Origin of the sequence: Streptomyces huasconensis (assembly GCF_021028635.1) — a bacterium.
Lineage (GTDB): Bacteria > Actinomycetota > Actinomycetes > Streptomycetales > Streptomycetaceae > Streptomyces > Streptomyces huasconensis.
In genome coordinates, this window is the sequence record NZ_CP086119.1 from 4839568 (window position 1) to 4866509 (window position 26942).

The 26942-nt window shown below is 72.6% G+C and carries 27 protein-coding genes; 19 read left to right on the plus strand and 8 right to left on the minus strand.

All coding sequences use genetic code 11. The features are described from left to right. Window positions 1-79: 79 nt before the first annotated feature. From J2N69_RS22205 to tsaE, 4 genes are all read left to right on the plus strand, one after another. A complete protein-coding gene (locus J2N69_RS22205; RefSeq protein WP_230902299.1) occupies window positions 80-1516 on the plus strand; it encodes an NAD(P)H-hydrate dehydratase in 1437 nt (478 codons plus the stop codon). 61 nt (window positions 1517-1577) lie between these two features. Next, entirely contained in the window at window positions 1578-2738 is a 1161-nt protein-coding gene (gene alr, locus J2N69_RS22210) for an alanine racemase (protein ID WP_230902300.1), read from the plus strand. 33 nt (window positions 2739-2771) lie between these two features. Beyond that, window positions 2772-3959 (plus strand): alpha/beta fold hydrolase, encoded by a 1188-nt coding sequence (locus tag J2N69_RS22215; RefSeq protein ID WP_230902301.1) that lies wholly within the window; start codon window positions 2772-2774, stop codon window positions 3957-3959. A gap of 10 nt (window positions 3960-3969) precedes the next feature. Continuing rightward, a complete protein-coding gene (gene tsaE, locus J2N69_RS22220; protein WP_127912345.1) occupies window positions 3970-4482 on the plus strand; it encodes a tRNA (adenosine(37)-N6)-threonylcarbamoyltransferase complex ATPase subunit type 1 TsaE in 513 nt (170 codons plus the stop codon). A 330-nt stretch (window positions 4483-4812) separates the two neighbouring features. On the opposite strand, the gene J2N69_RS22230 is transcribed toward tsaE, so the two are convergent. Beyond that, complete coding sequence (locus J2N69_RS22230; RefSeq protein ID WP_230902303.1) at window positions 4813-5364, minus strand: hypothetical protein; 552 nt, start codon at window positions 5362-5364, stop codon at window positions 4813-4815. A gap of 111 nt (window positions 5365-5475) precedes the next feature. Here J2N69_RS22230 and tsaB point away from each other — a divergent pair, with 111 nt between their 5' ends. From tsaB to J2N69_RS22250, 4 genes are read left to right on the plus strand one after another with little or no spacing between them, the layout of a single operon-like run. Next, window positions 5476-6132 carry a tRNA (adenosine(37)-N6)-threonylcarbamoyltransferase complex dimerization subunit type 1 TsaB gene (tsaB, locus tag J2N69_RS22235; protein WP_230902304.1) on the plus strand — a complete coding sequence of 219 codons (657 nt, stop codon included), beginning with the start codon at window positions 5476-5478 and terminating at the stop codon, window positions 6130-6132. 32 nt (window positions 6133-6164) lie between these two features. Continuing rightward, entirely contained in the window at window positions 6165-6647 is a 483-nt protein-coding gene (gene rimI, locus J2N69_RS22240; protein WP_230904816.1) for a ribosomal protein S18-alanine N-acetyltransferase, read from the plus strand. Beyond that, a complete protein-coding gene (gene tsaD, locus J2N69_RS22245) occupies window positions 6640-7764 on the plus strand; it encodes a tRNA (adenosine(37)-N6)-threonylcarbamoyltransferase complex transferase subunit TsaD (protein WP_230902305.1) in 1125 nt (374 codons plus the stop codon). Before rimI ends, tsaD begins: the two co-directional genes overlap by 8 nt. Next, a complete protein-coding gene (locus tag J2N69_RS22250; RefSeq protein WP_230902306.1) occupies window positions 7761-8018 on the plus strand; it encodes a hypothetical protein in 258 nt (85 codons plus the stop codon). The genes tsaD and J2N69_RS22250 overlap by 4 nt, the downstream gene beginning before the upstream one ends. A 3-nt stretch (window positions 8019-8021) precedes the next feature. Here the strand turns inward: J2N69_RS22250 and J2N69_RS22255 are convergent, their stop codons facing one another. Together J2N69_RS22255 and J2N69_RS22260 are read right to left on the minus strand one after the other, a co-directional pair. Next, complete coding sequence (locus J2N69_RS22255; RefSeq protein WP_230902307.1) at window positions 8022-8609, minus strand: class I SAM-dependent methyltransferase; 588 nt, start codon at window positions 8607-8609, stop codon at window positions 8022-8024. 22 nt (window positions 8610-8631) lie between these two features. After that, window positions 8632-9390: a TetR/AcrR family transcriptional regulator gene (locus J2N69_RS22260; RefSeq protein ID WP_408056771.1), complete on the minus strand. Its 759-nt coding sequence runs from the start codon at window positions 9388-9390 to the stop codon at window positions 8632-8634. A 74-nt stretch (window positions 9391-9464) separates the two neighbouring features. Between J2N69_RS22260 and J2N69_RS22265 the strand changes: the two genes are divergently transcribed. Then, window positions 9465-10976 carry an MFS transporter gene (locus tag J2N69_RS22265; protein ID WP_230902308.1) on the plus strand — a complete coding sequence of 504 codons (1512 nt, stop codon included), beginning with the start codon at window positions 9465-9467 and terminating at the stop codon, window positions 10974-10976. Between the two features lie 11 nt (window positions 10977-10987). On the opposite strand, the gene J2N69_RS22270 is transcribed toward J2N69_RS22265, so the two are convergent. Beyond that, window positions 10988-12277, minus strand: a complete 1290-nt coding sequence (locus J2N69_RS22270) for a class I SAM-dependent methyltransferase (protein ID WP_230902309.1) — start codon at window positions 12275-12277, stop codon at window positions 10988-10990. A gap of 82 nt (window positions 12278-12359) precedes the next feature. Between J2N69_RS22270 and J2N69_RS22275 the strand changes: the two genes are divergently transcribed. From J2N69_RS22275 to groL, 4 genes are all read left to right on the plus strand, one after another. Continuing rightward, a complete protein-coding gene (locus J2N69_RS22275; protein ID WP_230902310.1) occupies window positions 12360-13286 on the plus strand; it encodes a polysaccharide deacetylase family protein in 927 nt (308 codons plus the stop codon). After that, on the plus strand, window positions 13283-13576 hold the full coding sequence (locus J2N69_RS22280; protein WP_230902311.1) for a hypothetical protein: 294 nt from the start codon (window positions 13283-13285) through the stop codon (window positions 13574-13576). Before J2N69_RS22275 ends, J2N69_RS22280 begins: the two co-directional genes overlap by 4 nt. Window positions 13577-13764: 188 nt before the next feature. Beyond that, window positions 13765-14073, plus strand: a complete 309-nt coding sequence (gene groES / locus J2N69_RS22285) for a co-chaperone GroES (protein ID WP_017239619.1) — start codon at window positions 13765-13767, stop codon at window positions 14071-14073. A 116-nt stretch (window positions 14074-14189) separates the two neighbouring features. Beyond that, on the plus strand, window positions 14190-15818 hold the full coding sequence (gene groL / locus J2N69_RS22290; RefSeq protein WP_230902312.1) for a chaperonin GroEL: 1629 nt from the start codon (window positions 14190-14192) through the stop codon (window positions 15816-15818). A 185-nt stretch (window positions 15819-16003) separates the two neighbouring features. Here groL and J2N69_RS22295 read toward each other — a convergent pair whose 3' ends face one another. Both J2N69_RS22295 and J2N69_RS22300 read right to left on the minus strand, forming a co-directional pair. Then, window positions 16004-16777, minus strand: coding sequence for an SDR family NAD(P)-dependent oxidoreductase (locus J2N69_RS22295; protein WP_230902313.1), 774 nt, complete (start codon window positions 16775-16777; stop codon window positions 16004-16006). Between the two features lie 58 nt (window positions 16778-16835). Beyond that, window positions 16836-17513 carry an MOSC domain-containing protein gene (locus tag J2N69_RS22300; RefSeq protein WP_230902314.1) on the minus strand — a complete coding sequence of 226 codons (678 nt, stop codon included), beginning with the start codon at window positions 17511-17513 and terminating at the stop codon, window positions 16836-16838. Between the two features lie 82 nt (window positions 17514-17595). Here J2N69_RS22300 and J2N69_RS22305 point away from each other — a divergent pair, with 82 nt between their 5' ends. Further along, a complete protein-coding gene (locus tag J2N69_RS22305; RefSeq protein ID WP_230902315.1) occupies window positions 17596-18525 on the plus strand; it encodes a LysR family transcriptional regulator in 930 nt (309 codons plus the stop codon). 46 nt (window positions 18526-18571) lie between these two features. Here the strand turns inward: J2N69_RS22305 and J2N69_RS22310 are convergent, their stop codons facing one another. Beyond that, entirely contained in the window at window positions 18572-18901 is a 330-nt protein-coding gene (locus J2N69_RS22310; RefSeq protein ID WP_230902316.1) for a WhiB family transcriptional regulator, read from the minus strand. Window positions 18902-19302: 401 nt separating this feature from the next. On the opposite strand from J2N69_RS22310, the gene J2N69_RS22315 reads away from it, so the two are divergent. From J2N69_RS22315 to J2N69_RS22330, 4 genes are all read left to right on the plus strand, one after another. Then, window positions 19303-19914, plus strand: a complete 612-nt coding sequence (locus J2N69_RS22315; protein WP_003948568.1) for a response regulator transcription factor — start codon at window positions 19303-19305, stop codon at window positions 19912-19914. Window positions 19915-20180: 266 nt separating this feature from the next. Then, window positions 20181-20756, plus strand: a complete 576-nt coding sequence (locus tag J2N69_RS22320) for a sigma-70 family RNA polymerase sigma factor (RefSeq protein ID WP_127909693.1) — start codon at window positions 20181-20183, stop codon at window positions 20754-20756. A gap of 127 nt (window positions 20757-20883) precedes the next feature. Further along, window positions 20884-22401 carry an IMP dehydrogenase gene (gene guaB / locus J2N69_RS22325; protein WP_230902317.1) on the plus strand — a complete coding sequence of 506 codons (1518 nt, stop codon included), beginning with the start codon at window positions 20884-20886 and terminating at the stop codon, window positions 22399-22401. Window positions 22402-22513: 112 nt separating this feature from the next. Then, window positions 22514-23638, plus strand: coding sequence for a GuaB3 family IMP dehydrogenase-related protein (locus J2N69_RS22330; RefSeq protein WP_230902318.1), 1125 nt, complete (start codon window positions 22514-22516; stop codon window positions 23636-23638). 52 nt (window positions 23639-23690) lie between these two features. Here the strand turns inward: J2N69_RS22330 and J2N69_RS22335 are convergent, their stop codons facing one another. Next, window positions 23691-24944 carry a nucleotide sugar dehydrogenase gene (locus J2N69_RS22335; protein ID WP_230902319.1) on the minus strand — a complete coding sequence of 418 codons (1254 nt, stop codon included), beginning with the start codon at window positions 24942-24944 and terminating at the stop codon, window positions 23691-23693. Window positions 24945-25174: 230 nt separating this feature from the next. Between J2N69_RS22335 and J2N69_RS22340 the strand changes: the two genes are divergently transcribed. Further along, window positions 25175-26884, plus strand: coding sequence for a glycerol-3-phosphate dehydrogenase/oxidase (locus J2N69_RS22340; protein ID WP_230902320.1), 1710 nt, complete (start codon window positions 25175-25177; stop codon window positions 26882-26884). Window positions 26885-26942 lie beyond the last annotated feature (58 nt).

Sequence of the window (26942 nt, forward strand, 5' to 3'; positions counted from 1 at the left end):
CCCCGTGTCCCCTCCGGCGCGCTCGCGGGTGCGGCATTTCGTCGGGTTCGCGTCCCGCTGGTGGGGGACACTCACGGGCATGCGTGATGCGTACGGTGTGGAGACTGTCAGGGCGGCGGAGCTTGAGCTCATGGCGCGGGGGCCCGCCGGGGCCTTGATGCAGCGGGCCGCGGCGGGGCTTGCCGCCGAGTGCGCGCAGCTGCTCGGCAAGGTGTACGGCTCCCGGGTCGCGCTGCTGGTGGGCAGCGGGGACAACGGCGGCGACACCCTGTACGCCGGGGCCCGGCTCGCCCGGCGGGGCGCGGGCGTCAGCGCGGTGCTGCTGGCTCCGGAGCGGACCCATGCCGGAGGGCTCGCCGCGCTGCGGGCCGCCGGGGGTGTGGTCGTGGACGGTGCTGCCGACCGGGCGGAGGACGTGGTCGGCCGGGCCCGGCTGGTCGTGGACGGCATCGTGGGCATCGGGGGGCGGGGCGGGCTCCGGGAGCGGGCGGCCGGGCTCGTCGCCGCCGCGCGGGACGCGTTGGTCGTCGCCGTGGACCTGCCGAGCGGCGTCGACGCGGACACCGGCGAGGTGCGCGGCGAGGCGGTGCGGGCCGATGTGACGGTGACGTTCGGGGCGTACAAGCCGGGGCTGCTGATCGATCCCGGGCGGGAGTACGCGGGCGCCGTGCGGCTCGTCGGCCTCGGTCTGGAACTGGCGGAGCGGGAGCGGGCGTTGGAGGCCCTTCAGTACGTCGATGTCGCGGGGATGCTGCCGCTGCCGGGCGGGGAGAGCGACAAGTACCGGCGCGGGGTCGTCGGTGTCGTCGCCGGGTCCGCGCGGTATCCCGGGGCCGCCGTGCTCTGCGTGGCCGGGGCGCTGCGCGGGGGCGCGGGCGCCGTGCGGTACGTGGGGCCCGCCGCGGACGCCGTCATCGCGCGGTTCCCCGAGGCGCTGGTCTCCGCCGGGCCGCCGTCGAAGGCGGGGCGGGTGCAGGCCTGGGTCGTGGGGCCCGGCCTCGGGGACGACGAGGAGCGGCTGCGGGACGTGGTCGGCGCGGAGGTGCCGGTGCTGATCGACGCCGACGGGCTGCGGCTGGTGGCGGAGCGGGCGGTACGGGAGCGCCGCGCGCCCACGCTGCTCACCCCGCACGCGGGGGAGGCCGCCGCCCTTCTCGGTGTCGCCCGGGAGGAGGTGGAGGCGGCCCGGCTCTCGGCGGTGCGGGAGCTGGCGGGGCGGTTCGGCGCGACCGTGCTGCTGAAGGGCTCCACCACCCTGGTCGGCACGGCCGAGGGCGCCGTGCGCGTCAACGCCACCGGCACGCCCTGGCTCGCCACGGCCGGCAGCGGCGACGTGCTGTCCGGTCTCGCGGGCTCCCTGCTCGCGGCGGGCCTCGGCGCGCGGGACGCGGGGTCCGTCGGCGCGTACCTGCACGGCCTCGCCGCCCGGCATGCCGCGGACGGGGCACCCGTGGCCGCGCAGGATGTGGCCGATGCGGTCCCTGCCGCTTGGCGGGATGTGCGGCGGGGCGGTTGAGCCGAGCGGCAGTCGGGCACGCGGGTGGGGCTGTCCGTGCGCTCTGAGACACTGGTCCGCGATGAACGAGACAGCCCCTTTCCGTGTCCGCGCCGAGATCGACCTCGCCGCCCTGCGTGCCAACGTGCGCGCGCTGCGTGCCCACGCGTCGGGCGCCGCGCTCATGGCCGTGGTGAAGGCCGACGGGTACGGCCATGGAGCGGTGCCCTGCGCCAGGGCCGCTGTCGAGGCGGGGGCCACCTGGCTCGGTGCCGCCACCCCGGAGGAGGCCCTCGCCCTGCGTGCCGCGGGTCTGCCGGGGCGGATCATGTGCTGGCTGTGGACGCCGGGCGGCCCTTGGCGCGAGGGTGTCGAGGCCGGTCTCGACATGGCGGTGAGCGCGCTGTGGGCGCTGCGCGAGGTGACGGCGGCGGCCCGCGCGGCGGGGCGCACCGCGCGTATCCAGCTCAAGGCCGACACCGGCCTCGGGCGCAACGGCTGCATGCCCGCCGACTGGCCCGAGCTGATCGCCGAGTCCCTGCGCGCCGAGGCCGAGGGGCTGGTCAAGGTCACCGGGCTCTGGTCGCACTTCGCGTGCGCCGACGAGCCGGGGCACCCCTCGATCGCCGCCCAGCTCACCGTCTTCCGCGAGATGGTCACGTACGCCGAGGACCAGGGGATACGCCCCGAGGTGCGGCACATCGCCAACTCCCCGGCGACGCTGACGCTTCCGGAGGCCCACTTCGACCTCGTACGGCCGGGCATCGCGGTGTACGGCGTCTCGCCGAGCCCCGAGGTGGGCGCCCCCGAGGACTTCGGGCTGCGGCCCGTCATGACGCTCACCGCCTCGCTCGCCCACGTGAAGCACGCCCCCGCGGGTCACGGCGTCAGCTACGGACATCACTACGTCACCCCGGGGGAGACGACCCTCGGCCTCATCCCCGCCGGGTACGGCGACGGCATCCCGCGCCACGCCTCCGGCACGGCCCCGGTGCTCGTCGGCGGCAAGCTGCGGACGGCCGCGGGCCGCGTGGCGATGGACCAGTTCGTGGTGGACCTCGGCGGGGACGAGCCCGAAGTGGGCGCCGAGGCCGTGCTGTTCGGGCCGGGCGACCGCGGGGAGCCGACCGCCGAGGACTGGGCGCAGGCGGCGGGCACCATCGCGTACGAGATCGTCACCCGCATCGGATCGCGTGTCCCGCGCGTGTACGTGAATGAGCGGCCCGGCACCGGAGAGATGTGAACGAACAGTCCGACCACTGACGAGGAGCGGCACGTGAGCGAGAGCAGCACGGGGGCTGCCGCGGCGGAAGCGGTGACGGAAGTCGTGACGGAGGCCGCCGCCGCGGCGGGGAGCTGGCGCCGGGCCGGGGTGGCCGGCGCGGCGCTGGGGGTCATCGCCGCGGGCGCGGCCGCGGGCGTCGCCATCGAGCGGCTCACCGTCGGCCGGGGCATGCGCAAGAAGGCCCGCCTCGCCCTGGACGCGGCGGGGCCCTACGGCTCGCTGCGCGGCATGCCCGGCACGGCGTACGCGGACGACGGCACGGAGCTCGCCTACGAGATCGAAGAGGTCGAGGGCGCCCCGGACGGCGCGGTCACCGTCGTCTTCAGCCACGGCTACTGCCTGAACCAGGACTCCTGGCACTTCCAGCGGGCCGCCCTGCGCGGCGCGGTCCGCGCGGTCTACTGGGACCAGCGCAGCCACGCCCGCTCCGGCCGGGGCGTCGAGCAGGCGCAGCGCGACGTGCCGGTCTCCATCGACCAGCTGGGGCGCGACCTGAAGGCCGTCATCGACGCGGCCGCGCCCAAGGGGCCGCTCGTCCTCGTCGGGCACTCCATGGGCGGCATGACGACGATGGCCCTGGCCGAGCAGTTCCCGGAGCTGATCCGCGAGCGCGTGGTGGGCGTCGCCCTCGTGGGTACGTCGTCGGGGCAGCTCGGTCAGGTGAATTTCGGGCTGCCGGTGGCGGGGATGAACGCGGTGCGGCGGGTGCTGCCCGGCGTGCTGCGGGCGCTGGGCTCGCAGGCCGAGCTGGTGGAGCGCGGGCGGCAGGCCACCGCCGACCTCTTCGCCGGGGTCATCAAGCGGTACTCGTTCTCGCGCAAGGACGTCGACCCGGCCATCGCGCGGTTCGCGGAGCGGATGATCGAGTCGACGCCGATCGACGTCGTCGCGGAGTTCTACCCGGCCTTCGCCGAGCACGACAAGGCGGCGGCCCTCGCGCACTTCGCGGGGCTGCCGGTGCTGGTCCTCGCCGGCGAGAAGGACCTGGTCACGCCGAGCGAGCACAGCGAGGCGATCGCCGCGCTGCTGCCGGACGCCGAGCTGGTCCTGGTCCCGGACGCCGGGCACCTGGTCATGCTGGAGCACCCCGACGTGGTCACGGACCGCCTCGCCGACCTGCTCTCCAGGGCGGGCGCCGGTGGCCGGGCGGCAGCCGACGCGGAGTCCTCCAGCGGCTAACGTGGGCGGTATGGAAGCACCGCACCACCAGGCCCCCGCCAACGTACTCAAGATCACCGTCAACTCCCCCGAACAAATGGGCGAGTTGGGCCGCCGCCTGGCCAAACTCCTGCGCCCCGGCGACCTCGTCATGCTCAACGGCGAGCTGGGCGCCGGCAAGACGACGCTGACCCGCGGCCTCGGCGAGGGGCTCGGCGTGCGCGGCGCCGTCACCTCGCCGACCTTCGTCATCGCCCGCGTCCACCCGCCGCTCGGCGCGGGTCCCGCGCTGGTGCACGTCGACGCGTACCGCCTGGGTGGCGGGCTCGACGAGATGGAGGACCTGGACCTCGACGTCTCGCTCCCCGAGTCGGTCGTCGTCGTGGAGTGGGGCGAGGGCAAGGTCGAGGAGCTGACGGACGACCGGCTGCACGTCGTCATCCACCGGGCCGTCGGGGACACGACGGACGAGGTGCGTGAGGTCACGCTGACCGGGCTCGGCGAGCGGTGGGCCGACGCGGACCTGGCGTCGCTCGCGGCCTAGGCCCGGCCCGGGCTTGGTACGTTCACCCGAAGGTTCCGACAACTCGTCGGCAAGATGTTGCGCTGCGTGCGTCGCGCGTGGTCACATGGAGACCGGTCTTGGTTAGGTTTACCTAACCACGTCTGCCCCCGGGAGCCCAGGAGGCATCCATGTCGGCTTCAGAACGTGACGCACAGCCGCAGCCGTACGGGCTGCCGGGACCTCTGGCCGTGTCCGGCCCCGCGCGCCCGCACCTGTCGATGAGTGACCTGCTGGCGTCGTGCGCCGCCGCGACCGCCGTCTCCACGCCGCCGAGGGGCCCGGCACCCGCCGGGCACCGGCCTGAGGCACCTAGGGAACGACGACGACCTTCTTGCTGATCGTCGCGAACTCCCACATGGCGTTGCCGTGCGCGCGCGACTCGCGGATGCCGCCGGTCTTCTTCGACGGGTCCGGCTTCGGCGTGGAGTTGTCGACCGCGGCGCTGAACCCGATCGCGATGCCGTCGACGCTCGTGAACCGCACGACGTGCTCGATCGGCACGCCGTCCGTACCGGTGACGGAGCCGGAGCGGGAGGTCACCACGTACGCACCGGGGGCCGGGTCGACCGAGCCCGGCGTCACCTTGAAGGTGATCCGCGGCTTGCCCGAGGCCTCCACCAGCCACACGCGGTCCTCGGCCAGGGAGTACACGACCCGCTCACCGACGCCGGACCGCGCCGGCACCGCCGTGGGGTCCGCCTTCTCCTCGGGACTGCGCGGGGCGGAGGCGCCGGGCGACTTCTCGGGGCGCTTGCCCAGGTCCTCCGGCACGCTGGCCGAGGCCTGATAGGCGAGGAAGCCGATCGCGGCGACCGCGGCGGCGGTCAGCCCGGCCACAAATCCCGAGCTGCTCCTTGACACCTTGCGCCACCCACCTTTTCGTACTGCGACGGCTATGAACTGAAGGTAGCAGGAGACACCGCCCATCCCGGGGCGGCCGTGCGGCGGGCCCCGGAGCCGTAGGCTGTTCGCGTGCTCTTGCTCGCTCTTGATACCGCAACGCCCGCCGTCACCGTCGCCCTCCACGACGGCTCCTCCGTCGTGGCCCAGTCGAGCCAGGTGGACGCCCGTCGGCACGGAGAGCTGCTGCTCCCGGCCGTCGACCGTGTCCTCGCCGACGCGGGGCTGAGACTCGACGCCGTCACCGCCGTCGTCGCCGGGGTGGGCCCCGGCCCCTACACCGGACTGCGTGTCGGCCTGATGACCGCCGAGACGTTCGGCCTCGCGCTCGGCGTCCCCGTGCACGGCGTGTGCACGCTGGACGGCCTCGCGTACGCCTCCGGCATCGAGACCGGCCCGTTCGTGGTCGCCACCGACGCCCGGCGCAAGGAGGTCTACTGGGCGCGTTACGACGACCCGCGCACGCGCGTGACCGACGCCGCCGTCGACCGGCCCGCGGAGATCGCCGCCGAGGTCGCGGGCTTGCCCGCAGTCGGCGCGGGCGCGCTGCTCTACCCCGAGGTCTTCCCGGACGCCCGCGCCCCCGAGCACGTCTCGGCGGCCGCCCTCGCCTCCCTCGCCGCCGAGCGGCTCGCCGCGGGCGAGGAACTCCTGGAGCCGAGGCCGCTGTACCTGCGCCGCCCCGACGCCCAGGTGCCGAAGAACTACAAGGTGGTCACCCCCAAGTGACCGGAGCGAACGCGGCCGTCGAGCTGCGCGAGATGCGCTGGTGGGACATCGACGCGGTGTTCACCCTGGAGAAGGAACTCTTCCCCGACGACGCCTGGTCGCGCGGCATGTTCTGGTCCGAACTCGCTCACGCGCGCGGGCCGCTGGCCAGCCGCCGCTACGTGGTGGCCATGGCCGGCGACCGCCTCGTCGGGTACGCGGGCCTCGCCGCCTCGGGCGACCTCGCGGACGTCCAGACCATCGCCGTCGCCCGCGACCACTGGGGCACCGGGCTCGGCGCCCGGCTCCTCACCGACCTGCTCCAGGCCGCCACCGCCTTCGAGTGCGCCGAGGTCATGCTGGAGGTGCGGGTCGACAACACCCGCGCGCAGAAGCTGTACGAGCGCTTCGGCTTCGAGCCCATCGGCTTCCGGCGCGGCTACTACCAACCCGGCAACGTGGACGCCCTGGTCATGCGTCGCACCGATCCCTCCACCCCCGTATCTGGCGTACAAGGAACCGAGATTCATGGCTGACTCGCGCGACGAACCCCTCGTCCTCGGCATCGAGACCTCCTGCGACGAAACCGGCGTCGGCATCGTCCGCGGCACCACCCTGCTCGCCGACGCCGTCGCCTCCAGCGTCGACGAGCACGCCCGCTTCGGCGGTGTCGTCCCCGAGGTCGCCTCCCGCGCACACCTGGAGGCGATGGTGCCGACCATCGACCGCGCCCTGAAGGAAGCCGGGGTGAGCGCGAAGGACCTCGACGGCATCGCGGTGACCGCCGGGCCCGGCCTCGCGGGCGCGCTGCTCGTCGGCGTCTCGGCGGCCAAGGCGTACGCGTACGCGCTCGACAAGCCGCTGTACGGCGTGAACCACCTCGCCTCGCACATCTGTGTGGACCAGCTGGAGCACGGGCCGCTGCCCGAGCCGACCATGGCGCTCCTGGTCTCCGGCGGCCACTCCTCGCTGCTGCTCTCCACCGACATCACCTCGGACGTGCGGCCGCTCGGCTCGACCATCGACGACGCGGCGGGCGAGGCCTTCGACAAGATCGCGCGGGTGCTGAACCTCGGCTTCCCGGGCGGCCCCGTCATCGACCGGTACGCGCGCGAGGGCGACCCGGAGGCGATCGCCTTCCCGCGCGGGCTCACCGGGCCGCGCGACCCCGCGTACGACTTCTCCTTCTCCGGCCTCAAGACGTCCGTCGCCCGCTGGATCGAGGCGAAGCGGGCCGCGGGCGAGGACGTGCCGGTGCGGGACGTGTCGGCGTCCTTCCAGGAGGCCGTCGTCGACGTGCTGACCCGCAAGGCCGTGCGGGCCTGCAAGGACGAGGGCGTCGACCACCTGATGATCGGCGGTGGCGTGGCCGCCAACTCGCGGCTGCGCGCGCTCGCCGAGGAGCGGTGCGAGAAGGCCGGAATCCGGCTGCGCGTGCCGCGCCCGAAGCTGTGCACGGACAACGGCGCGATGGTCGCCGCCCTCGGCGCGGAGATGGTGGCGCGCAACCGCTCGGCGTCGTCCTGGGACCTGTCGGCGGACTCGTCGCTGCCGGTGACGGAGCCGCACGTGCCGGGCCACGGTCACGGGCACGGCCACACGCACGACCACGACCACGTGCACGAGGTCAGCAAGGAGAACCTCTACTCGTGACCGTCGCGCTGATGTGGGAGGCCCGGGCCGCCGAGGGGCGGGGCGGGGAGCTGCTCGCGTGGGCGCGCGAACAGCGGTTCGCTGCCGCGCCACTGCGCCGGGAGTATTTCCGCGCGCCGGGGGACCGGGTCCTCGTCATCACCTGGTGGGACGCCGCGTACGACGCCGAGTTGCCGGAACTGCCCGACCCGGCGCCGGAGTTGGTGACGCGCGCGGTGCACCGCTGGCGGTTCGAGTCGGTCGACGCGGGCTGAGACTCAGGCGTTGCGGTACGTCAGCAGGTAGCGCCAGAACAGCAGCTGCCGCACGCTGCTGCCGGGCAGGAGGCGGGCCGCCTCGGCGCGGATCTCGGGGAGCGCCATGTCCGGCTGCCGTACCGGGGCCTTGAGCGGTGGCGTGGACCTGCCGCGCAGGCGTTCGCCCGTGTGCACCGCCAGCCGCGCCACGGCGTTGGCGGGCACCGCCGCGAGGTCCCACCACGTCGTCCCCGAGTGGCAGCCGAGGACGAGCAGCGTGCCGCCGGGGGCGAGCGCCGCGCGCAGCCGTGTGACGGTGGCGAACGGCATGTGGTGCAGGCTCGCCAGGCAGGTGATCACGTCGTAGCGGCTCTCGGGGAGGTCCTGCGCGGTCACGTCCGCCCGTCGGTAGCGGGGGCCGCCGCCGGCCGCCTCGGCCTCGGCGATGACCTCCGGGGAGGGGTCGAGCGCGTCGACCTCGTAGCCGCGCGCCGCGAGAGCGCGGGCGAAGCGGCCGGTGCCGCAGCCGACGTCGAGGGCGGTGCGGCCGTGCGGCGGCAGGTGCCGCAGGAGCAGCGGGTGGTAGTGGTCGTTGTGGTCGAAGGGCATGGCGGCGAGCCTGGCAGACGGCTCAGTCGGCCCGCTCCCGCCCGGTTCCGTCCGCCCGCCCCGCCCGGCCCAGCAGCCCGTCGATCACCGCGCTCAGCTGGCCGCTCACGTCGTAGTCCTCGGTCAGCTCGCTCCACTGGTCCGCGAGCGCCACGAGGTGGGGGAGTTCGGCCGCGTCCGCGTCCGTGAGCATGCCGGGGAAGTAGCGCTTGCGGTCCGGGTCCTCGGCGCGGCGCTCCATCGCGCGGCGGAACACCAGGTCGCCGTAGACGCAGTGCCACAGGGTCCGGTACGCGCGGACCGCCTCGGCCGGGGTGAGGCCGCACGCGACGCCGGCGCCGACGATCTCCTCGACCATCCACAGGGCGCCCTTGTCGGTGAGGTCGCCGAGGCTGAGCACCTCCACCACCCAGGGCATCCGCGCCAGCGTGCCGTGCATGTGCAGGGTGACGGCGAGGAGGCGCTCGCGGGGGTCGGACGGCAGCTCGGGGCGGGGGACCGTGGCGGCGGTACCGGAGAGCGTGAGCATCAGGAGGTCGTCCTTGTCGCGCACGTGGTGGTACAGGGCCATCGGTGTCGTGCCGACCTCCTTGGCGACCCGGCGCATGCTCAGGGCCGCCACGCCCTCCTCCTGAAGGATGCGGCGGGCGGTCGCGACGATCGTCTCCGGTTCGAGCCGGCGGGGGCGCCCCGCGCGGCGCTTCTTCGGCTCCCCGACCGGCTCTCCGGCTGTCTCGCCGATTGCCTCTCCGGCTGTCCCTGGGTCTTTCTCTGCTGCCACCCGCCCATTGTCGTGCCTTGCCCGCGTGCTCAGCCCTTGCGGAATTTCTATACGCGTATAGTAATGTGCCGCGCATGGTGAACAAGGTGAACTCGCGTGCCCCGCAAGGACGGTTGCTGCCGGTGCTGCTCACCGTGCAGTTCCTCGTCTCCCTCGACATGTCCGTCGTCAACATCGCCCTGCCCGACATGGGCGACGACCTCGGCTTCACCCCCGACTCGCTCCTCTGGGTCGTCAACGCCTACGCCCTCGCCTTCGGCGGCCTGCTCATGCTCGGCGGGCGCCTCGCCGACCTCGCCGGACGGCGGCGCACCCTCCTGTGGGGCTTCGCCGTCTTCGGCGCGGCCGGCCTGGCGGGCGGGCTCGCCCTGACGCCGGGGCAGCTCGTGGCGGCGCGCGCGGTGCAGGGCGCGGGCGCGGCCGCGCTCGCCCCCGTCGCGCTCACGCTGATCACCGTCAACTACGCGGCGGGGCCCGCGCGTTCACGGGCGCTCGGTCTGTGGGGGGTCTCGGGTGCGCTCGGCGGCGCGGTCGGGATCATGGCGGGCGGGCTGCTCACCGACTGGGTGGGCTGGCGCTCGGTGATGCTCGTCAACGTCCCCGTGGTGGCCGCCGCCCTCCTCGCCTCGCGCCGCGCGGTGCCCGTCGACCGCCGCACCGGGCCCGCGCCCCGCCTCGACGTCTCCGGCGCGCTGCTCGTCACGGCCGGGACGGCGGTGCTCGTCCTCGGTCTCGTGCGCACGGAGACGTACGCCTGGGGCTCCGGCACCACGCTGGGCACGCTCGGCGTCGCGGCCGTGCTGCTCGGGGCCTTCGTCGCCGTCGAGGCCCGCAAGCGGGAACCACTGCTACGGCTCGGCCTGCTGGGGACCGCCCACCGGCCCGTGCTCTCGGCGAACGTCTTCTCGCTGCTGATGTCTTCGGGACAGTTCGCCGCCTTCTACTTCACCTCGCTCTACCTCCAGGACGTGATGGGGTACGGGGCGACGGCGGCCGGTGCGGCCTTCCTGCCGTTCTGCGCGGGCGTCGTGGCCGGGTCGACGGTCGCGACCCGGCTGATCGGCAGGGCCGGTGAGCGGGCGTTGCTGGTGGCGGGCGGGCTGCTGGGGGCGGCCGGATTCGGGTGGTTCGCGCTGGCGGTCGAGGCGGGCGGCACGTTCCTGGGCTCCATCCTCGGGCCCTCCCTGGTCGCGAGCGTCGGCATCGGCCTGTGCTTCGTCCCGCTGGGCACGGCGGCGACCAGCGGTGTGGCGCCCGAGGAGACCGGCATGGCCTCCGGGCTGCTCAACAGCTCACGCCAGCTCGGCGGCTCACTCGGCCTGGCCGTCCTGGTCACGGTCGCGGCGAACGCCACGGGCACGGGCACGGACCGGGCCTCTCTCGCCGCAGGGCACGCGGCGGCCTTCGCGGTCTCCGCAGGGCTCCTCGTGGCGGCCGCGCTGGCGACGGCGCTGGTGCACGGCCGCCGCCCGTCATCGCCCGTACCGCCGCCCAGGGGCCCCGCCCCGAACCCGGCTGCCCGCGCCGGCGGCTCCCGCGTCGAAGCCCCGCCCCGGACCCCGCTCCTCAAGCGCAGGCGGGGCTGACCCTGCCCATCTCAAGCCACCGGGTGCCCGATCAGCATCGCCGGGGCCCCCGCCACGCGCGTGAGGAACACCGTCGCCGCGTTCTTGCCCTGCGGCTTCACCTTCCGGCGCAGCTCCTCCGGCTCCACCGCCGAGCCGCGCTTCTTCACCGTCAGGACCCCGACCTCCCGCTCCCGCAGCAGCGCCTTCAGCTTCTTCACGCCGAAGGGCAGCTGATCGGTGATCTCGTACGCGGTGGCGTACGGCGTCGCGTGCAGGTCGTCGGAGGTCACGTACGCGATGGTCTCGTCGATCAGTCCACCGCCGACCCGGGCCGCGACCTCGGCGACCAGGTGCGCGCGGATGACGGCGCCGTCCGGCTCGTACAGGTACCGCCCCACGGGGCGCACCCCGGGGTCGGGCAGCATCGTGGCGAGCGGGCTGTGCAGGGAGGCGCCGCCGGGCAGGAGCGTGGCGCGGTGCGAGGCGGGGGAGCCCGTGCCGAACCACAGCACGGCCTCCTTCACGTCGCCGCCGTCCGAGATCCACTCGGCCTCGGCCTCGGCGGGGACCGCCTCGTGCGGGATGCCGGGGGCGATCTTCAGCGCGGCGCGCGGGGCCGCGCGGGCCGCCTCGACCGCCCAGGACAGCGGCGGGGAGTAGGACTCCGGGTCGAAGATGCGGCCCCGCTTGGCGGAGCGGCGCGCCGGGTCCACGAACACCGCGTCGTACGCCGAGGTGTCCACGTCGGTGACATCGGCCTCACGCACCTCGATCAGGTCGGCGAGGCCGAGCGCCTCCGCGTTGGCGCGGGCGGCCGCGCAGGTCAACGGGTCACGGTCGACGGCGAGTACGGAGATCCCGGCCCGCGCCAGGGCGATCGCGTCGCCGCCGATGCCGCAGCACAGGTCCGCGAGGGAACGCACCCCGAGGTCCTTGAAGCGCGCGGCCCGGTGCGCGGCCACGGAGGCCCGGGTGGACTGCTCGACGCCGTTCGGCGTGAAGAACATCCGGGCCGCGTCCTTCGCGCCGAACTTGGCGGCGGCCCGCGTGCGCAGCCGCGCCTGGGCGAGGGCGGCGGAGACCAGCGGCGCCGGATAGGAGCGGCGCAGCCGGGTGGCGGCGGCGAGTTCCCCCGCGGGTTCGACGTCCCGCACCTCGTCGAGCAGGGCCTGGCCCGTGCCGGTGCGCAGGGCGGCGAAGGCGGCGAGGGGGTCACCGGGGCCGGGATCAGCGGGACCGGGATCAGCGGGGCCGGCGTCGCCGGTGACGTGGTCGGCGGCGGGGCGGCTCGGCGTGTTCGGGGCGTTCACCTGCCCCATTGTGGGCCAGTCGGTGGATGGTGTGCGGCGGGCGGCGGTGTCGGCCCCGGGGCCCGGCGGTGGGCTGCGAAGATTCGGCGCCATGCAACTCGTACGACAAAACGAAGAATCCGCTGTAAGACGGAAGAATCAGACGCGGGCCGTGGTGGCCGTCCTGACCGTCGCGGCGATCGCCTCGGGCTGCGTCTCCGAGGGCGGTTCCGACGGCGTGGAGCCCGCCCATGGCCAGCAGCCGCTCCAGGCCCCGCCCGCCCGGGCCCTCGACTCCTACGCCCGCCAGCTCGGCGCCGCCCAGGCCGCGCGGGCCGCCGCCGCCAAGCGCTGGGGCCTCGCCAGGACGCCGCTGCCCGCGCCCGCGCCGCCCGCGAAGAAGCCGCGGCTGACCACCCGCAAGGGCTTCGAGGTCAGGGGCCAGGCGAAGCTGCCGCCGGTCTTCACGACGATCCCGACGAAGAAGAAGGTCGTCTTCCTGACCATCGACGACGGCGCCGAGAAGGACCGGGCGCTGCTGCGGATGATGAGCGACCTGAAGATCCCCTACACCGCCTTCCTCAGCGACTACCTGGTCAAGGAGGACTACGGCTACTTCCGGAAGATGCAGGACCGCGGCGTCGTCCTGAACAACCACACCCTCAACCACCCCTACATGCCCAAACTGTCGTACGAGCGCCAGCGCCGCGAGATCTGCGGCATGCAGAAGGTCATCGAGAAGCGCTACGGCAAGCGGCCCGAACTCTTCCGGCCGCCCTACGGCAACTACAACCGGGACACGCTGCGCGCCGCCAAGTCCTGCGGCATCAAGGCGGTGCCGCTGTGGAACGCGGAGGCCTTCGCGCATCGCATGGACTACCGCGAGTGGGACCGGGACCTGCACCCCGGCGACATCATCCTCACCCACTTCCGGGGCCGCGAGGACTGGAAGGGCACCATGCCCGACATGGTCCGCCGGGTCATGAAGACGGTCACCGACAAGGGCTACGCGGTGGCCAGGCTGGAGGACTACCTGTGACCCGGCGGGTGCGGGCACGCCGCCGCCTCCTCGCGGGGGCCCTGCTGTGCGGAGTACTCGCGCCCGCGCCGCTGACGTCCTGCGCGGACTCGGTGGAGCCGATCGAGCGGCTGGGCCGCAAGGCCGCGGAGAAGCTGCCCTCGCGCAAGCCGGGCTCGGACACGCCCGTCCCGCCCGCCTGCGGACACGCCACGCCGGCGCCCACGAAGGAACCCCGCCCCCGCCTCGGTCGTTGTCCGGACAAGGCCACGCCTGCGCCCGCCCGGCCGCGGGGCGCCCCGCCCCCGTGAGGCCCGACGCCGCCCCGTTGGCACTCCGCTTGACCGAGTGCTAATCGCCGTCCTAGTCTCGCTTCTGGCACTCCCCGTTGGAGAGTGCCAACAGCGACGGGCAGGTCCGGCACCCGCGACGACGGATCGACCTGGTCGCCACACCTCAGACTTGACCCCGTGAGATCTCCGAAGGGGGAGACCGGATCGTGACGACCACCAGCTCCAAGGTTGCCATCAAGCCGCTTGAGGACCGCATCGTGGTCCAGCCGCTCGATGCCGAGCAGACCACGGCCTCCGGCCTGGTCATTCCGGACACCGCCAAGGAGAAGCCCCAGGAGGGCGTCGTCCTGGCCGTGGGCCCGGGCCGCTTCGAGAACGGCGAGCGCCTGCCGCTCGACGTGAAGACCGGCGACATCGTGCTGTACAGCAAGTACGGCGGCACCGAGGTGAAGTACAACGGCGAGGAGTACCTCGTCCTCTCGGCTCGCGACGTGCTCGCGATCGTCGAGAAGTAGTTCACCCGAAGCAGAAGCATTGCTTTTGAGCTGCGCCCCTGGTCACCCCGCTGATTGCCGGGCGGCGAGGGGCGCGGTTCGTTCACCCGAGTTTTCGAGAGGGCTGAATCGCTCCCATGGCGAAGATCCTGAAGTTCGACGAGGACGCCCGTCGCGCCCTTGAGCGCGGCGTCAACAAGCTTGCCGACACGGTCAAGGTGACGATCGGCCCCCGCGGCCGCAACGTCGTCATCGACAAGAAGTTCGGCGCCCCCACCATCACCAACGACGGCGTCACCATCGCCCGTGAGGTCGAGGTCGAGGACCCGTACGAGAACCTCGGCGCCCAGCTGGTGAAGGAGGTGGCGACCAAGACCAACGACATCGCGGGTGACGGCACCACCACCGCCACCGTGCTCGCCCAGGCCCTCGTCAAGGAAGGCCTGCGCAACGTCGCCGCCGGCGCCTCCCCGGCCGCCCTGAAGAAGGGCATCGACGCCGCCGTCAAGGCCGTCTCCGAGGAGCTGCTCGCCACCGCCCGCCCGATCGACGACAAGGCCGACATCGCGGCCGTCGCCGGTCTGTCCGCCCAGGACCCGCAGGTCGGCGAGCTCATCGCCGAGGCGATGGACAAGGTCGGCAAGGACGGTGTCATCACCGTCGAGGAGTCCAACACCTTCGGGCTCGAGCTGGACTTCACCGAGGGCATGGCCTTCGACAAGGGCTACCTCTCGCCGTACATGGTCTCCGACCAGGAGCGTATGGAGGCCGTCCTCGACGACCCGTACATCCTGATCCACCAGGGCAAGATCTCCTCCATCCAGGACCTCCTGCCGCTGCTCGAGAAGGTCATCCAGGCCAACTCCTCGAAGCCGCTGCTGATCATCGCCGAGGACGTCGAGGGCGAGGCCCTGTCGACCCTGGTCGTGAACAAGATCCGCGGCACCTTCAACGCCGTCGCGGTGAAGGCCCCCGGCTTCGGCGACCGCCGCAAGGCGATGCTCGGCGACATGGCCACCCTCACCGGTGCCACCGTCATCGCCGAAGAGGTCGGCCTCAAGCTCGACCAGGTCGGCCTGGACGTGCTCGGCACCGCCCGCCGCGTCACCATCACCAAGGACGACACCACGATCGTCGACGGCGGCGGCAACAAGGCCGACGTCGAGGGCCGCGTCGCCCAGATCAAGGCCGAGATCGAGTCCACGGACTCCGACTGGGACCGCGAGAAGCTCCAGGAGCGCCTCGCGAAGCTGGCCGGCGGCGTGTGCGTCATCAAGGTCGGCGCCGCCACCGAGGTGGAGCTGAAGGAGAAGAAGCACCGTCTGGAGGACGCCATCTCCGCGACCCGCGCCGCGGTCGAGGAGGGCATCGTCTCCGGTGGTGGCTCTTCCCTGGTCCACGCCGTCAAGGTGCTCGAGGGCAACCTCGGCAAGGAGGGCGACGAGGCCACCGGTGTCGCCGTCGTCCGCCGCGCCGCCGTCGAGCCGCTGCGCTGGATCGCCGAGAACGCCGGCCTGGAGGGTTACGTCATCACCTCCAAGGTCGCCGAGCTGGACAAGGGCTTCGGCTTCAACGCCGCGACCGGCGAGTACGGCGACCTGGTCAAGGCCGGCGTCATCGACCCGGTCAAGGTCACGCGCTCCGCGCTGGAGAACGCCGCGTCGATCGCCTCGCTGCTGCTGACGACCGAGACGCTGGTCGTCGAGAAGCCGGCGGAGGACGAGGGCGACGCGGGCCACGGGCACGGGCACGGTCACTCCCACTGATCGCTGCCGCTCCGGCTGAACGGTGTACCGAGGCCCGGCTTCCCCTTGCGGGGGGCCGGGCCTCGGCCTTTTCCGGGGCTGCGTCTGCCGGGTTGTCGTGGCGTTGCCGGGTGCGGGTTGTTCTCGGCTGGTCGCGCAGTGCCCCGCGTCCCTTCAGGGGCGCGACCGCATCTCCGGGGCCAGGGCTACTGAGGGCCGTATTTCCGCCCCGTACGCGACGTGACCCCGCCCAGCAGGTTCCTCGGGGTCAGCTTCGCCACGCCCATCAGCGCCTTGTAGCGGGGGTCCGGGATCGAGACGGTGCGGCCTCGCGCCAAGTCGGCCAGCGCCGCCGCCACCAGCTTGTCCGCGTCCAGCCACATCCAGTTGGGGATGTTGGACGTGCCCATCCCGGCCCGCTCGTGGAACTCCGTCCGTACGAAGCCGGGGCACAGCGCCATCAGCCGCACCCCGGAACCGGCCAGGTCCTTCGCCGCGCCCTGCGTGAACTGCACGACCCAGGCCTTGGAGGCCCCGTACGTCCCGCGCGGCAGGAACGCCGCGACCGACGCGACGTTCACCACGCCGCCCCGGCCCCGCTCCCGCATCGACTCCACGGCCGCCGACGTCAGCCTCAGCACCGCCTCGCAGTGCACCTTGAGCATGGTCAGCTCGTCGGCCATCGGGACTTCCAGATACCGCCCCTTGTTGCCGAACCCCGCGTTGTTGATCAGCAGGTCGACCGCGTCCCTGCGGTTGGAGAGCCGCTTCTCGACGGCTTCGATGCCCGCGTCCGTCGAGAGGTCGGCGGTGAGCACCTCCGCCTCGATGCCGTGCCGGTCGTGCAGTTCGGTCGCCTGCTCCCGCAGCCGCGTGGTGTCGCGCGCCACCAGGACGAGGTTGTGGCCGTCACCGGCGAGGCGTCGCGCGAAGGCGGCGCCGATGCCGGCGGTTGATCCCGTAATCAGAGCCGTAGTCATGGCCCAAGGCTAGTGAGGTCCGGCGGCGGCCATGTCGCGCGGACGCCGAGCCTCCGGGTCACGAGACCTCGACGCCGGAGCGCGCCACGTACTTGCGCGCCCGCTGGGCCTCCTCGGGGTGCAGCGCATCGCCCGCGGCGAGCAGCAGCGGCAGCAGCGTCTCCTCCGTCGTGACGGCGCGGAACTGGAGGGCGACGGTGACCTCGTGCGCCGGCCGGTGCAGGATCTCGACGGGGTCGCCGGCCTTGATCTCACCCGGCTCGATCACCCGGAAATAGGCGCCGGGAACGCCTTCCTGGGTGAACCGCTTCACCCACCTCCGCTCACCGAGGTGGCTCTGGAACGTACGGCAGGGGATGCGGCCGCTGGTCACTTCGAGCACCAGATCGGCACCGATCCGCCAGCGCTCTCCTATCTTCGCGCCGCTCACGTCGAGCCCGGACGTCGTCAGATTCTCTCCGAAGGAGCCGTCGGGCAGGGGCCGCCCGAGCTTTCGCTCCCAGGCGTCGAGGTCCTCCCGGGCGTAGGCATACACCGCCTGGTCGTTGCCCCCGTGGTGGCGCAGGTCGCTGATCGCGTCGCCGGCCAGGCCGCTGCCGCCGACGCCCTTGGGACCCGGCGCGCTCACCAGGACCGGCTCGGACGTGGGGCGCTTGGCGATGCCGGTGCGGCCATAGGGGGCGTCGGTGTACGGGACGGCTTCGGAACGGCCCAGGTTCACGGAGAGAAGCTTCATGTCCCGCAGAGTAGGCGCCCCGGCCCCAAAGGCGCGACCTAATATTTCGCATCATGTACAAGCATCGCTTATGCTCGAAAGCATGATCGAGGCCCGTCATCTCCGTGTCCTGCGCGCCGTGGCCGCCACCGGCTCCTTCTCGGCGGCGGCCCGCGAACTCGGCTGCACCCAGCCCGCCGTGAGCCAGCAGATGAAGGCCCTCGAAGCCTCGACCGGCACGCCGCTGCTGATCCGCACCGGCCGCGAGATGCGCCTGACGCAGGCGGGCGAGGCCCTGGTCCGGCACGCCACGGGCATCCTCGCCGGGCTCACCGCCGCGGAGGAGGAGATCGCCGCCATCGCGGGTCTGCGCGCGGGCCGGGTCCGCCTCGTCTCCTTCCCGAGCGGCAGCTCGACCCTGGTCCCCGGCGCCCTCGCGGCGCTCCGCGCGGCCCACCCCGGCACACGCGTGTCCCTCGTGGAGGCGGAGCCGCCGCGCTCGGTGGAGATGCTCCGCGAGGGCGACTGCGACGTGGCGCTGGCCTTCCGGTACGAGGGGCGGCGCGAAGCACCTCAGGGCAGGGGCGGCGGCGCGTCCGCCGCCGAGGAGTGGGACGACCTCGTCGTGCGGCCGCTGCTCGCGGACCGGCTCGTCGGGCTCGTGCCCGAGGGGCACCGGCTCGCGGGGGCCGACGCGGTCACCATCGGGGAGTTCGCCGACGAGCCGTGGATCGCGGGCTGCCCGCGCTGCCGACGGCAGCTGGTGGAGGTCTGCGAGGGGGCGGGTTTCGTGCCCCGGATCGACTTCGCGACCGACGACTATCCGGCGGTGATCGGGCTGGTCGGCGCGGGTCTGGGAGTGGCGGTGCTGCCAGAACTGGCGATCGAGTCGGTGCGCCCCAGGGGTGCCCGGACGGTGACGGTGGAGCCTGCCGTGCGGCGGGAGATCGTCGCGCTCACGCTGCCGGACCTGGCGCAGGTGCCGGCCGTCGCCGCCACACTGGACCACCTCGCGCGGGCCGCGGCCCGCTGAGCGGGCGCCGGGCCCCGTCCGGAGAGGCCCGTGGAGAAACGTTCCTTCAGGGGTGTGACGCGGTTCTGTCCGCCGCCGCGGACGCCGTGACCAGGCGGTTGCGGGCCCGCCCCATGAGTTCCTCGCGCTCGTCCTCGGTCAGCCCGCCCCACACGCCGTACGGCTCGCGCACCGCGAGCGCGTGAGCGGCGCACTCCGCACGTACCGGGCACCGCATGCAGACCTCCTTGGCGGAGTTCTCTCGTGCGCTGCGCGCCGCGCCCCGCTCGCCCTCGGGGTGGAAGAAGAGCGAGCTGTCGACCCCGCGGCAGGCCGCGAGGAGCTGCCAGTCCCAGAGATCTGCGTTCGGTCCGGGAAGGCGGGAGAAATCTGCCATTGCTGGTCCCCTTGAAGCCGTTCTGACGCGGATACGGTGCCCATGACCGTGCCATGACCGTACATCTACTGTCTAAGGAGATGAAAATATGACTCATTGCGAATCTAGCCACAGACACCGGTAAATGGGAAGAAAAGGCGCTAAATGGGGCATAGCTTGTGATGAAACGTTGAGGGTCTCCCGCGCGCTCTGCTCTGTGTCCGGGCCCTCACGTAGAGTGCCGAAGATGACTGGCAGCCCCGTAACTCTTTCGGGTGACCGTCGTTGAGAGGGCGGAGGCGGTTGAGAGAAGAAGCGCTCGGGCAGGTGTCCGAGAGCGTCAACCGCACAGGTGACGAATAAGTACCAGCCTGGAGGCTCAAGGTGACGCGCAGCAGCTGTGAGAGCCGCGGAGGACAGTCATGACATCCGTCCTCGTCTGCGACGACTCCCCGCTTGCCCGAGAGGCGCTCCGCCGGGCGGTCGCGACCGTGCCCGGCGTCGAGCGTGTGACGACGGCGGCCAACGGCGAGGAAGTCCTCCGCCGCTGGGGCGCCGACCGCTCGGACCTGATTCTGATGGACGTACGCATGCCCGGTCTGGGCGGCGTGGAGACCGTCCGGCGGCTGCTGTCCGCCGACCCCGGTGCGCGCATCATCATGCTCACCGTCGCCGAGGACCTCGACGGGGTCGCGCTCGCTGTCGCCGCCGGCGCCCGCGGCTATCTGCACAAGGACGCCTCACGCGCCGAACTGCGGGCGACGGTCACGCAGGCCCTCGCCGACCCCACGTGGCGGCTCGCGCCGCGCAGACTGCGCTCGGCCGAGATGGGCGCCGCGCCCACGCTCACCGCGCGGGAGATCCAGGTGCTCGAAGGCATGAGCCACGGCCGGTCGAACGCGGAGATCGGACGCGAGCTGTTCCTCTCCGAGGACACGGTGAAGACGCACGCCAGGCGGCTCTTCAAGAAGCTCGGCGCCTCGGACCGGGCACACGCGGTGGCGCTCGGTTTCCGCTGGGGTCTGGTCCGCTGAGTGCGCCGCAGCGGGGGCGCGGTGCTCCCCGCCCGCCGCTCGGCGGGCGGGGCGACGGACGCCCGCTTTCCACCTTTTCGGGAGCGGTTGCCGTCGCTTCGCCGCCGATGCCGCATCCTTGAGGTGTGGAGTTCCTCGGGGACGAGTCGATCGAGCGGGAGGGGAGGGCGCAGGAGATGAGTTCCGGCGCACCTGCTCATAACGCTTCAGTGCACAACTACGGACGCGGTGCCACGGATCAGTCGCCACCAAGGCACCATGGACCGATGCGCGATGACAAGACGACGGTGATCGGTGCCCTCGTCCTTCGCGCCGTCGAAGGCGACGAACAGGCCACGCACGACCTGCTGGCGCACGTGCACCCGCTGGCCCTGCGGTACTGCCGCACCCGGCTGTCCCGGCTGCCGGGTGACGCGCGGCACTTCGTGGAGGACCTGGCGCAGGAGGTCTGCGTCGCGGTGCTCCTCGCCCTGCCGCGCTACAAGGACACGGGGCGGCCCTTCGAGGCGTTCGTCTTCGCGATCGCCGCGCACAAGGTGGCCGACCTCCAGCGCGCGGCGATGCGCCATCCCGGTTCCACCGCCGTGCCCTCCGACGAGATGCCCGAGCGGCCCGACGACTCGCTCGGCCCGGAGGAGCGCGCCCTGCTCAGCAGTGACGCGGAGTGGGCCAAGAAGCTCCTCGCCAACCTTCCGGAGAACCAGCGCGAACTGCTCCTGCTGCGGATCGCCGTCGGGCTCACCGCCGAGGAGACCGGACAGATGCTGGGCATGTCGCCCGGCGCGGTGCGGGTGGCCCAGCACCGGGCGCTGAGCCGCCTCAGGGCGCTCGCTGAGCAGTGAGCACCTGCCCACGGGTCGACGTACGAACGTACAAAGAGTGCTGATGATCTTGATCGTGGAATGAGACACCCTCCGTTCCCGTTAGCATGGACATCCGCACCGATCAAGGCCATTTGGGGAAGGTGTCATGACTGCAAACGGCGGTTCTTCGACTGGGGTGCCCGAGAAATTCGCGACACTCGGGCTGACCTACGACGACGTGCTGCTGCTGCCGGGCGCGTCGGACATGGCGCCCGACCAGATCGACACCTCCTCGTACATCTCGAAGAACGTACGGGTGAACGTCCCGCTGCTGTCGGCCGCGATGGACAAGGTCACCGAGTCCCGCATGGCGATCGCCATGGCGCGCCAGGGCGGCGTCGGCGTGCTGCACCGCAACCTCTCCATCGCCGACCAGGCCAACCAGGTCGACCTGGTGAAGCGCTCCGAGTCCGGCATGGTCACCGACCCGATCACGGTGCACCCGGACGCGACGCTCGGCGAGGCCGACGCGATCTGCGCGAAGTTCCGCATCAGCGGTGTCCCGGTGACCGACGCTGCGGGCAAGCTGCTCGGCATCGTCACCAACCGCGACATGGCCTTCGAGAACGACCGCGGCCGTCAGGTCCGCGAGGTCATGACGCCGATGCCGCTGGTCACCGGCAAGGTCGGCATCTCCGGCGTGGACGCCATGGAGCTGCTGCGCCGCCACAAGATCGAGAAGCTGCCGCTGGTCGACGACGCGGGCATCCTCAAGGGCCTCATCACGGTCAAGGACTTCGTGAAGGCCGAGAAGTACCCGCACGCCGCCAAGGACGGCGAGGGCCGCCTCCTGGTCGGCGCCGCCGTCGGTGTCGCGGGTGACGCCTTCGAGCGCGCCCAGGCGCTGGTCGCCGCGGGCGTCGACTTCATCGTCGTCGACACCGCGCACGGCCACTCCCGCCTGGTCGGCGACATGGTCGCCAAGATCAAGTCCGACGCCCCGGGCGTCGACGTCATCGGCGGCAACATCGCCACGCGCGAGGGCGCCCAGGCGCTCATCGACGCCGGTGTCGACGGCATCAAGGTCGGCGTCGGCCCCGGCTCCATCTGCACCACCCGTGTCGTCGCCGGCATCGGCGTCCCGCAGGTGACGGCCATCTACGAAGCCTCGCTCGCCGCCAAGGAGGCCGGTGTCCCGGTCATCGGCGACGGCGGCCTGCAGTACTCCGGAGACATCGCCAAGGCGCTCGTCGCCGGCGCGGACACGGTCATGCTGGGCTCGCTGCTCGCCGGGTGCGAGGAGTCCCCCGGTGAGCTGATGTTCATCAACGGCAAGCAGTTCAAGTCCTACCGCGGCATGGGCTCGCTCGGCGCCATGCAGTCCCGCGGCGACCAGCGCTCCTTCTCCAAGGACCGCTACTTCCAGGAGGGCGTCGCCTCCGACGAGAAGCTGGTGCCCGAGGGCATCGAGGGCCAGGTGCCCTACCGCGGCCCGCTCTCCGCGGTCGTCCACCAGCTGGTCGGCGGTCTGCGCCAGTCGATGTTCTACGTGGGCGGGCGCACCGTCCCCGAGCTCCAGGCCAACGGCCGCTTCGTCCGCATCACGTCCGCGGGACTCAAGGAGAGCCACCCGCACGACATCCAGATGACGGTCGAAGCGCCGAACTACAGCCGTACGAAGTAGTCTCCTGCGCTCCACGCGCGCGTGGAGGGGCGGCCCCGGCTCACCGGGGCCGCCCCTTCCGTGTGTGTCGGGGATACTGGACAGGCAGACCAAGAGGGAAAGGCCCCACAACGTGACTGAGATCGAGATCGGGCGCGGCAAGCGCGGCCGCCGCGCGTACGCCTTCGACGACATCGCCGTCGTACCGAGCCGGCGCACCCGCGACCCGAAGGAGGTCTCGATCGCGTGGCAGATCGACGCCTACCGCTTTGAGCTGCCTTTCCTGGCCGCTCCCATGGACTCGGTGGTCTCCCCGCAGACCGCCATCCGCATCGGCGAGCTGGGCGGCCTCGGCGTCCTGAACCTCGAAGGGCTCTGGACGCGGTACGAGGACCCGCAGCCGCTGCTCGACGAGATCGCCGAGCTGGACTCGGAGACCGCCACCCGGCGCCTCCAGGAGATCTACTCCGCGCCGATCAAGGCCGACCTCATCGGGCAGCGCATCAAGGAGGTGCGCGACTCCGGTGTGGTCACCGCCGCCGCGCTCTCCCCGCAGCGCACCGCCGAGTTCTCCAAGGCCGTCGTGGACGCCGGGGTCGACATCTTCGTGATCCGCGGCACCACCGTCTCCGCCGAGCACGTCTCCGGCGCCGCCGAGCCGCTGAACCTCAAGCAGTTCATCTACGAGCTGGACGTGCCGGTCATCGTGGGCGGCTGCGCCACCTACACCGCCGCCCTGCACCTGATGCGCACCGGCGCCGCGGGTGTCCTCGTCGGCTTCGGCGGCGGCGCCGCGCACACCACGCGCAACGTCCTGGGCATCCAGGTGCCGATGGCCACCGCCGTCGCCGACGTCGCGGCCGCCCGCCGTGACTACATGGACGAGTCCGGCGGCCGGTACGTCCACGTGATCGCCGACGGCGGCGTGGGCTGGTCCGGCGACCTGCCCAAGGCCATCGCGTGCGGCGCCGACGCCGTGATGGTGGGCTCCCCGCTGGCCCGCGCCACGGACGCGCCCGGCAAGGGCCACCACTGGGGCATGGAGGCCGTCCACGAGGACGTGCCGCGCGGCAAGAAGGTCGACCTCGGCACGGTCGGCACGACCGAGGAGATCCTCTCCGGTCCCTCGCACATCCCGGACGGTTCGATGAACTTCTTCGGGGCGCTGCGCCGCGCGATGGCCACCACGGGCTACAGCGAGCTGAAGGAGTTCCAGCGCGTCGAGGTGACGGTCGCGGACTCGCAGCACAAGCGCTGACGGACCGTTCGTGGAAGGGCCCCGGTACTTCGTACCGGGGCCCTTTCCGTCGTCACAGGCGGTGCGCCGCGCCCGCCGGGGTCGCGCCGCGCGTGTCGAGCAGCAGCTGTGCCTTCACGGCCAGCCCCTGGAGGTCGTACGTGCGGTGGTGCTGGAGCAGGATCGTGAGGTCGGCGTCGGCCGCCGCCTCGTAGAGGGAGTCCGCGCGCGGGACGGGGCGGCCGAGGATGCTCCAGTTGGGGACGTAGGGGTCGTGGTAGCTGACGGCCGCGCCCAGCTCCATCAGACGGGTCGCCACCTCCTGTGCCGGGGCGCCCTGCTGGTCGGCGAGGTCGGGCTTGTAGGTGACGCCGAGGAGCAGGACGCGGGCGCCGCGGACGGACTTGCCGTGTTCGTTGAGCAGCGTGGCCGAGCGCTGGATGACGTACTGGGGCATGCGGTCGTTGACCTGCTGGGCCAGTTCGACCATGCGCAGGGGGCGGGCGCCGCGGGACGGGTTGGGGATGTCCAGGGGGACGCCGTGGCCGCCGACGCCGGGGCCGGGGCGGAAGGCCTGGAAGCCGAAGGGCTTGGTCTCGGCGCAGCGGATGACGTCCCACAGGTCGATGCCGAGGTCGTGGCAGAGCACCGCCATCTCGTTGACCAGGGCCATGTTGACGTGCCGGTAGTTGGTCTCCAGGAGGTGCACGGTCTCGGCCTCGCGGGGCCCCCGCGCGCGTACGACCTTGTCGGTGAGGCGGCCGTAGAAGGCGGCCGCCGACTCGGTGCAGGCCGGGGTGAGGCCGCCGATGACCTTGGGGGTGCACGCGTAGCCGTGCGAGCGGTTGCCGGGGTCGAGGCGGCCGGTGGAGTAGGCGAGGTGGAAGTCGCGGCCGGCGCGCAGGCCCGAACCGGATTCGAGGATCGGGCGGACGAAATCCTCGGTGGTCCCCGGGTACGCGGGAGATTCGAGGATCACGGTGGTGTGCGGGCGCAGCCGTGCGGCCAGGGCCCGGGCGGCGTCGGCGACCTGGCTCAGGTCGAGCGAGCGGTCGGCGGCGGGCGGGGTGGGCGCGCAGATGACGGCGGTGCGCACTCTGCCGAGCGGGGCCGGGTCGGTGGTCGGCCGGAAGCCCCCCGAGAGCATCCGGCGGACGTCGGCGGCGGTGAGGGTGCCCTCGGCGCCGTCGCAGGGCAGGCGGCCGCCTGCCAGGTCGGTGGCGCGGGCCGGGTCGTAGCCGATGGTGGCGATGCCGCGTGCGACGGCGGCCTGGGCGAGGGGCAGGCCGAGGTGGCCGAGACCGATGACGGCGAGATCTGCGGGCATGGCGGGTGGGCCGTCCTCCCAATAGCCGGAGCGTGACGAGCGCGCAAGCCCTGTGGACAAGGGGGGACCAGCGCAATGTCAGACTAGGAGTAAATATGACCGTTTTGTGGCATTGCGCTCCCCTGTCGGTCCGGAGTGTTGTCCACAGGCTGCGGTCGAGATCGGCGGGCGCGGGGGAAATCTGGGCATGATGTGAGTCCGACCACACCCGATCACAGCGGGAGGCAGCGGTGAGGACAGCGACACTGGGGCCGGCGGAGCGTGCCGAGTCACTTGCGGGAATGGCCGACAGGGAGCTGGACATCCTGGTGGTGGGCGCGGGGGTGGTCGGCGCCGGAACCGCCCTCGACGCGGTGACCCGCGGCCTGTCCACCGGCCTCGTCGAAGCGCGCGACTGGGCCTCGGGCACGTCGAGCCGGTCGAGCAAACTGATCCACGGCGGGCTGCGCTATCTGGAGATGCTGGACTTCGCGCTCGTCCGCGAAGCGCTGAAGGAGCGCGGCCTGCTCCTGGAGCGGCTCGCCCCGCACCTCGTGAAGCCGGTGCCGTTCCTCTACCCCTTGCGGCACAAGGGGTGGGAGAGGTTGTACGCCGGATCGGGCGTCGCGCTGTACGACGCCATGTCGATGTCACGCGGACACGGCCGCGGTCTGCCCCTGCACCGCCACCTGACGCGCCGCCACGCCCTGCGCGTCGCCCCGTGCCTGAAGAAGGACGCCCTGGTCGGCGCCATGCAGTACTACGACGCCCAGATGGACGACGCCCGCTATGTCGCCACCCTCGTGCGCACCGCGGCGGCGTACGGCGCCAAGGTCGCCAACCGCGCGCGTGTCACCGGCTTCCTGCGCGAGGGCGAGCGCGTGGTCGGCGCCCGCGTGCAGGACGTGGAGGGCGGCGGGGAGTACGAGGTCCGCGCCAAGCAGATCGTGAACGCCACCGGTGTGTGGACGGACGACACCCAGGCCATGGTCGGGGAGCGCGGGCAGTTCCACGTCAGGGCCTCCAAGGGCATCCACCTGGTCGTCCCCAAGGACCGGATCAGCTCCACGACCGGCCTGATCCTGCGGACCGAGAAGAGCGTCCTGTTCGTCATCCCCTGGGGACGGCACTGGATCGTGGGCACCACCGACACGGACTGGGACCTCGACAAGGCCCACCCGGCCGCGTCCAGCGCCGACATCGACTATCTGCTCGAACACGTGAACTCCGTGCTCGCGGTGCCGCTCTCCCGCGACGACGTCCAGGGGGTCTACGCCGGCCTGCGGCCGCTGCTCGCCGGAGAGTCGGACGCCACGAGCAAGCTGTCGCGCGAGCACACCGTCGCGCACCCGGCGCCCGGCCTGGTGGTCATCGCGGGCGGCAAGTACACGACGTACCGCGTCATGGCCAAGGACGCCGTCGACGAGGCCGTGCACGGCCTGGACCAGCGGGTCGCCGACTGCGTGACCGAGGACATCCCGCTGGTGGGGGCGGAAGGGTACAAAGCGCTGTGGAACGCCCGCGCGAGGATCGCCGCGCGGACGGGTCTTCATGTCGTGCGCGTGGAACACCTGTTGAACCGGTACGGCTCGCTGGCCGAAGAGGTGCTCGAACTCATCACCAGCGACCCGAAGCTGGGCGAACCCCTCCCGGGGGCCGATGACTACCTGCGGGCCGAAGTCGTCTACGCCGCGTCGCACGAGGGCGCCCGGCACCTCGACGACGTTCTGACGCGGCGCACCCGCATCTCCATCGAGACGTTCGACCGGGGCACCCGCAGCGCCCGGGAGTGCGCCGAGTTGATGGCGCCGGTCCTCGGCTGGGACAAGGACCAGATCGAGCGGGAGGTGCAGCACTACGAGAAGCGGGTGGAGGCCGAGCGGGAGTCGCAGCGCCAGCCGGACGACCTGACGGCGGACGCGGCGCGGCTGGGAGCGCCGGACATCGTGCCGCTCGGCTGACCGGGCGGACGCCGTGTGCCGACCTCGGCAACCGGTGTGTGCCCGCCCTCGGGTGCCG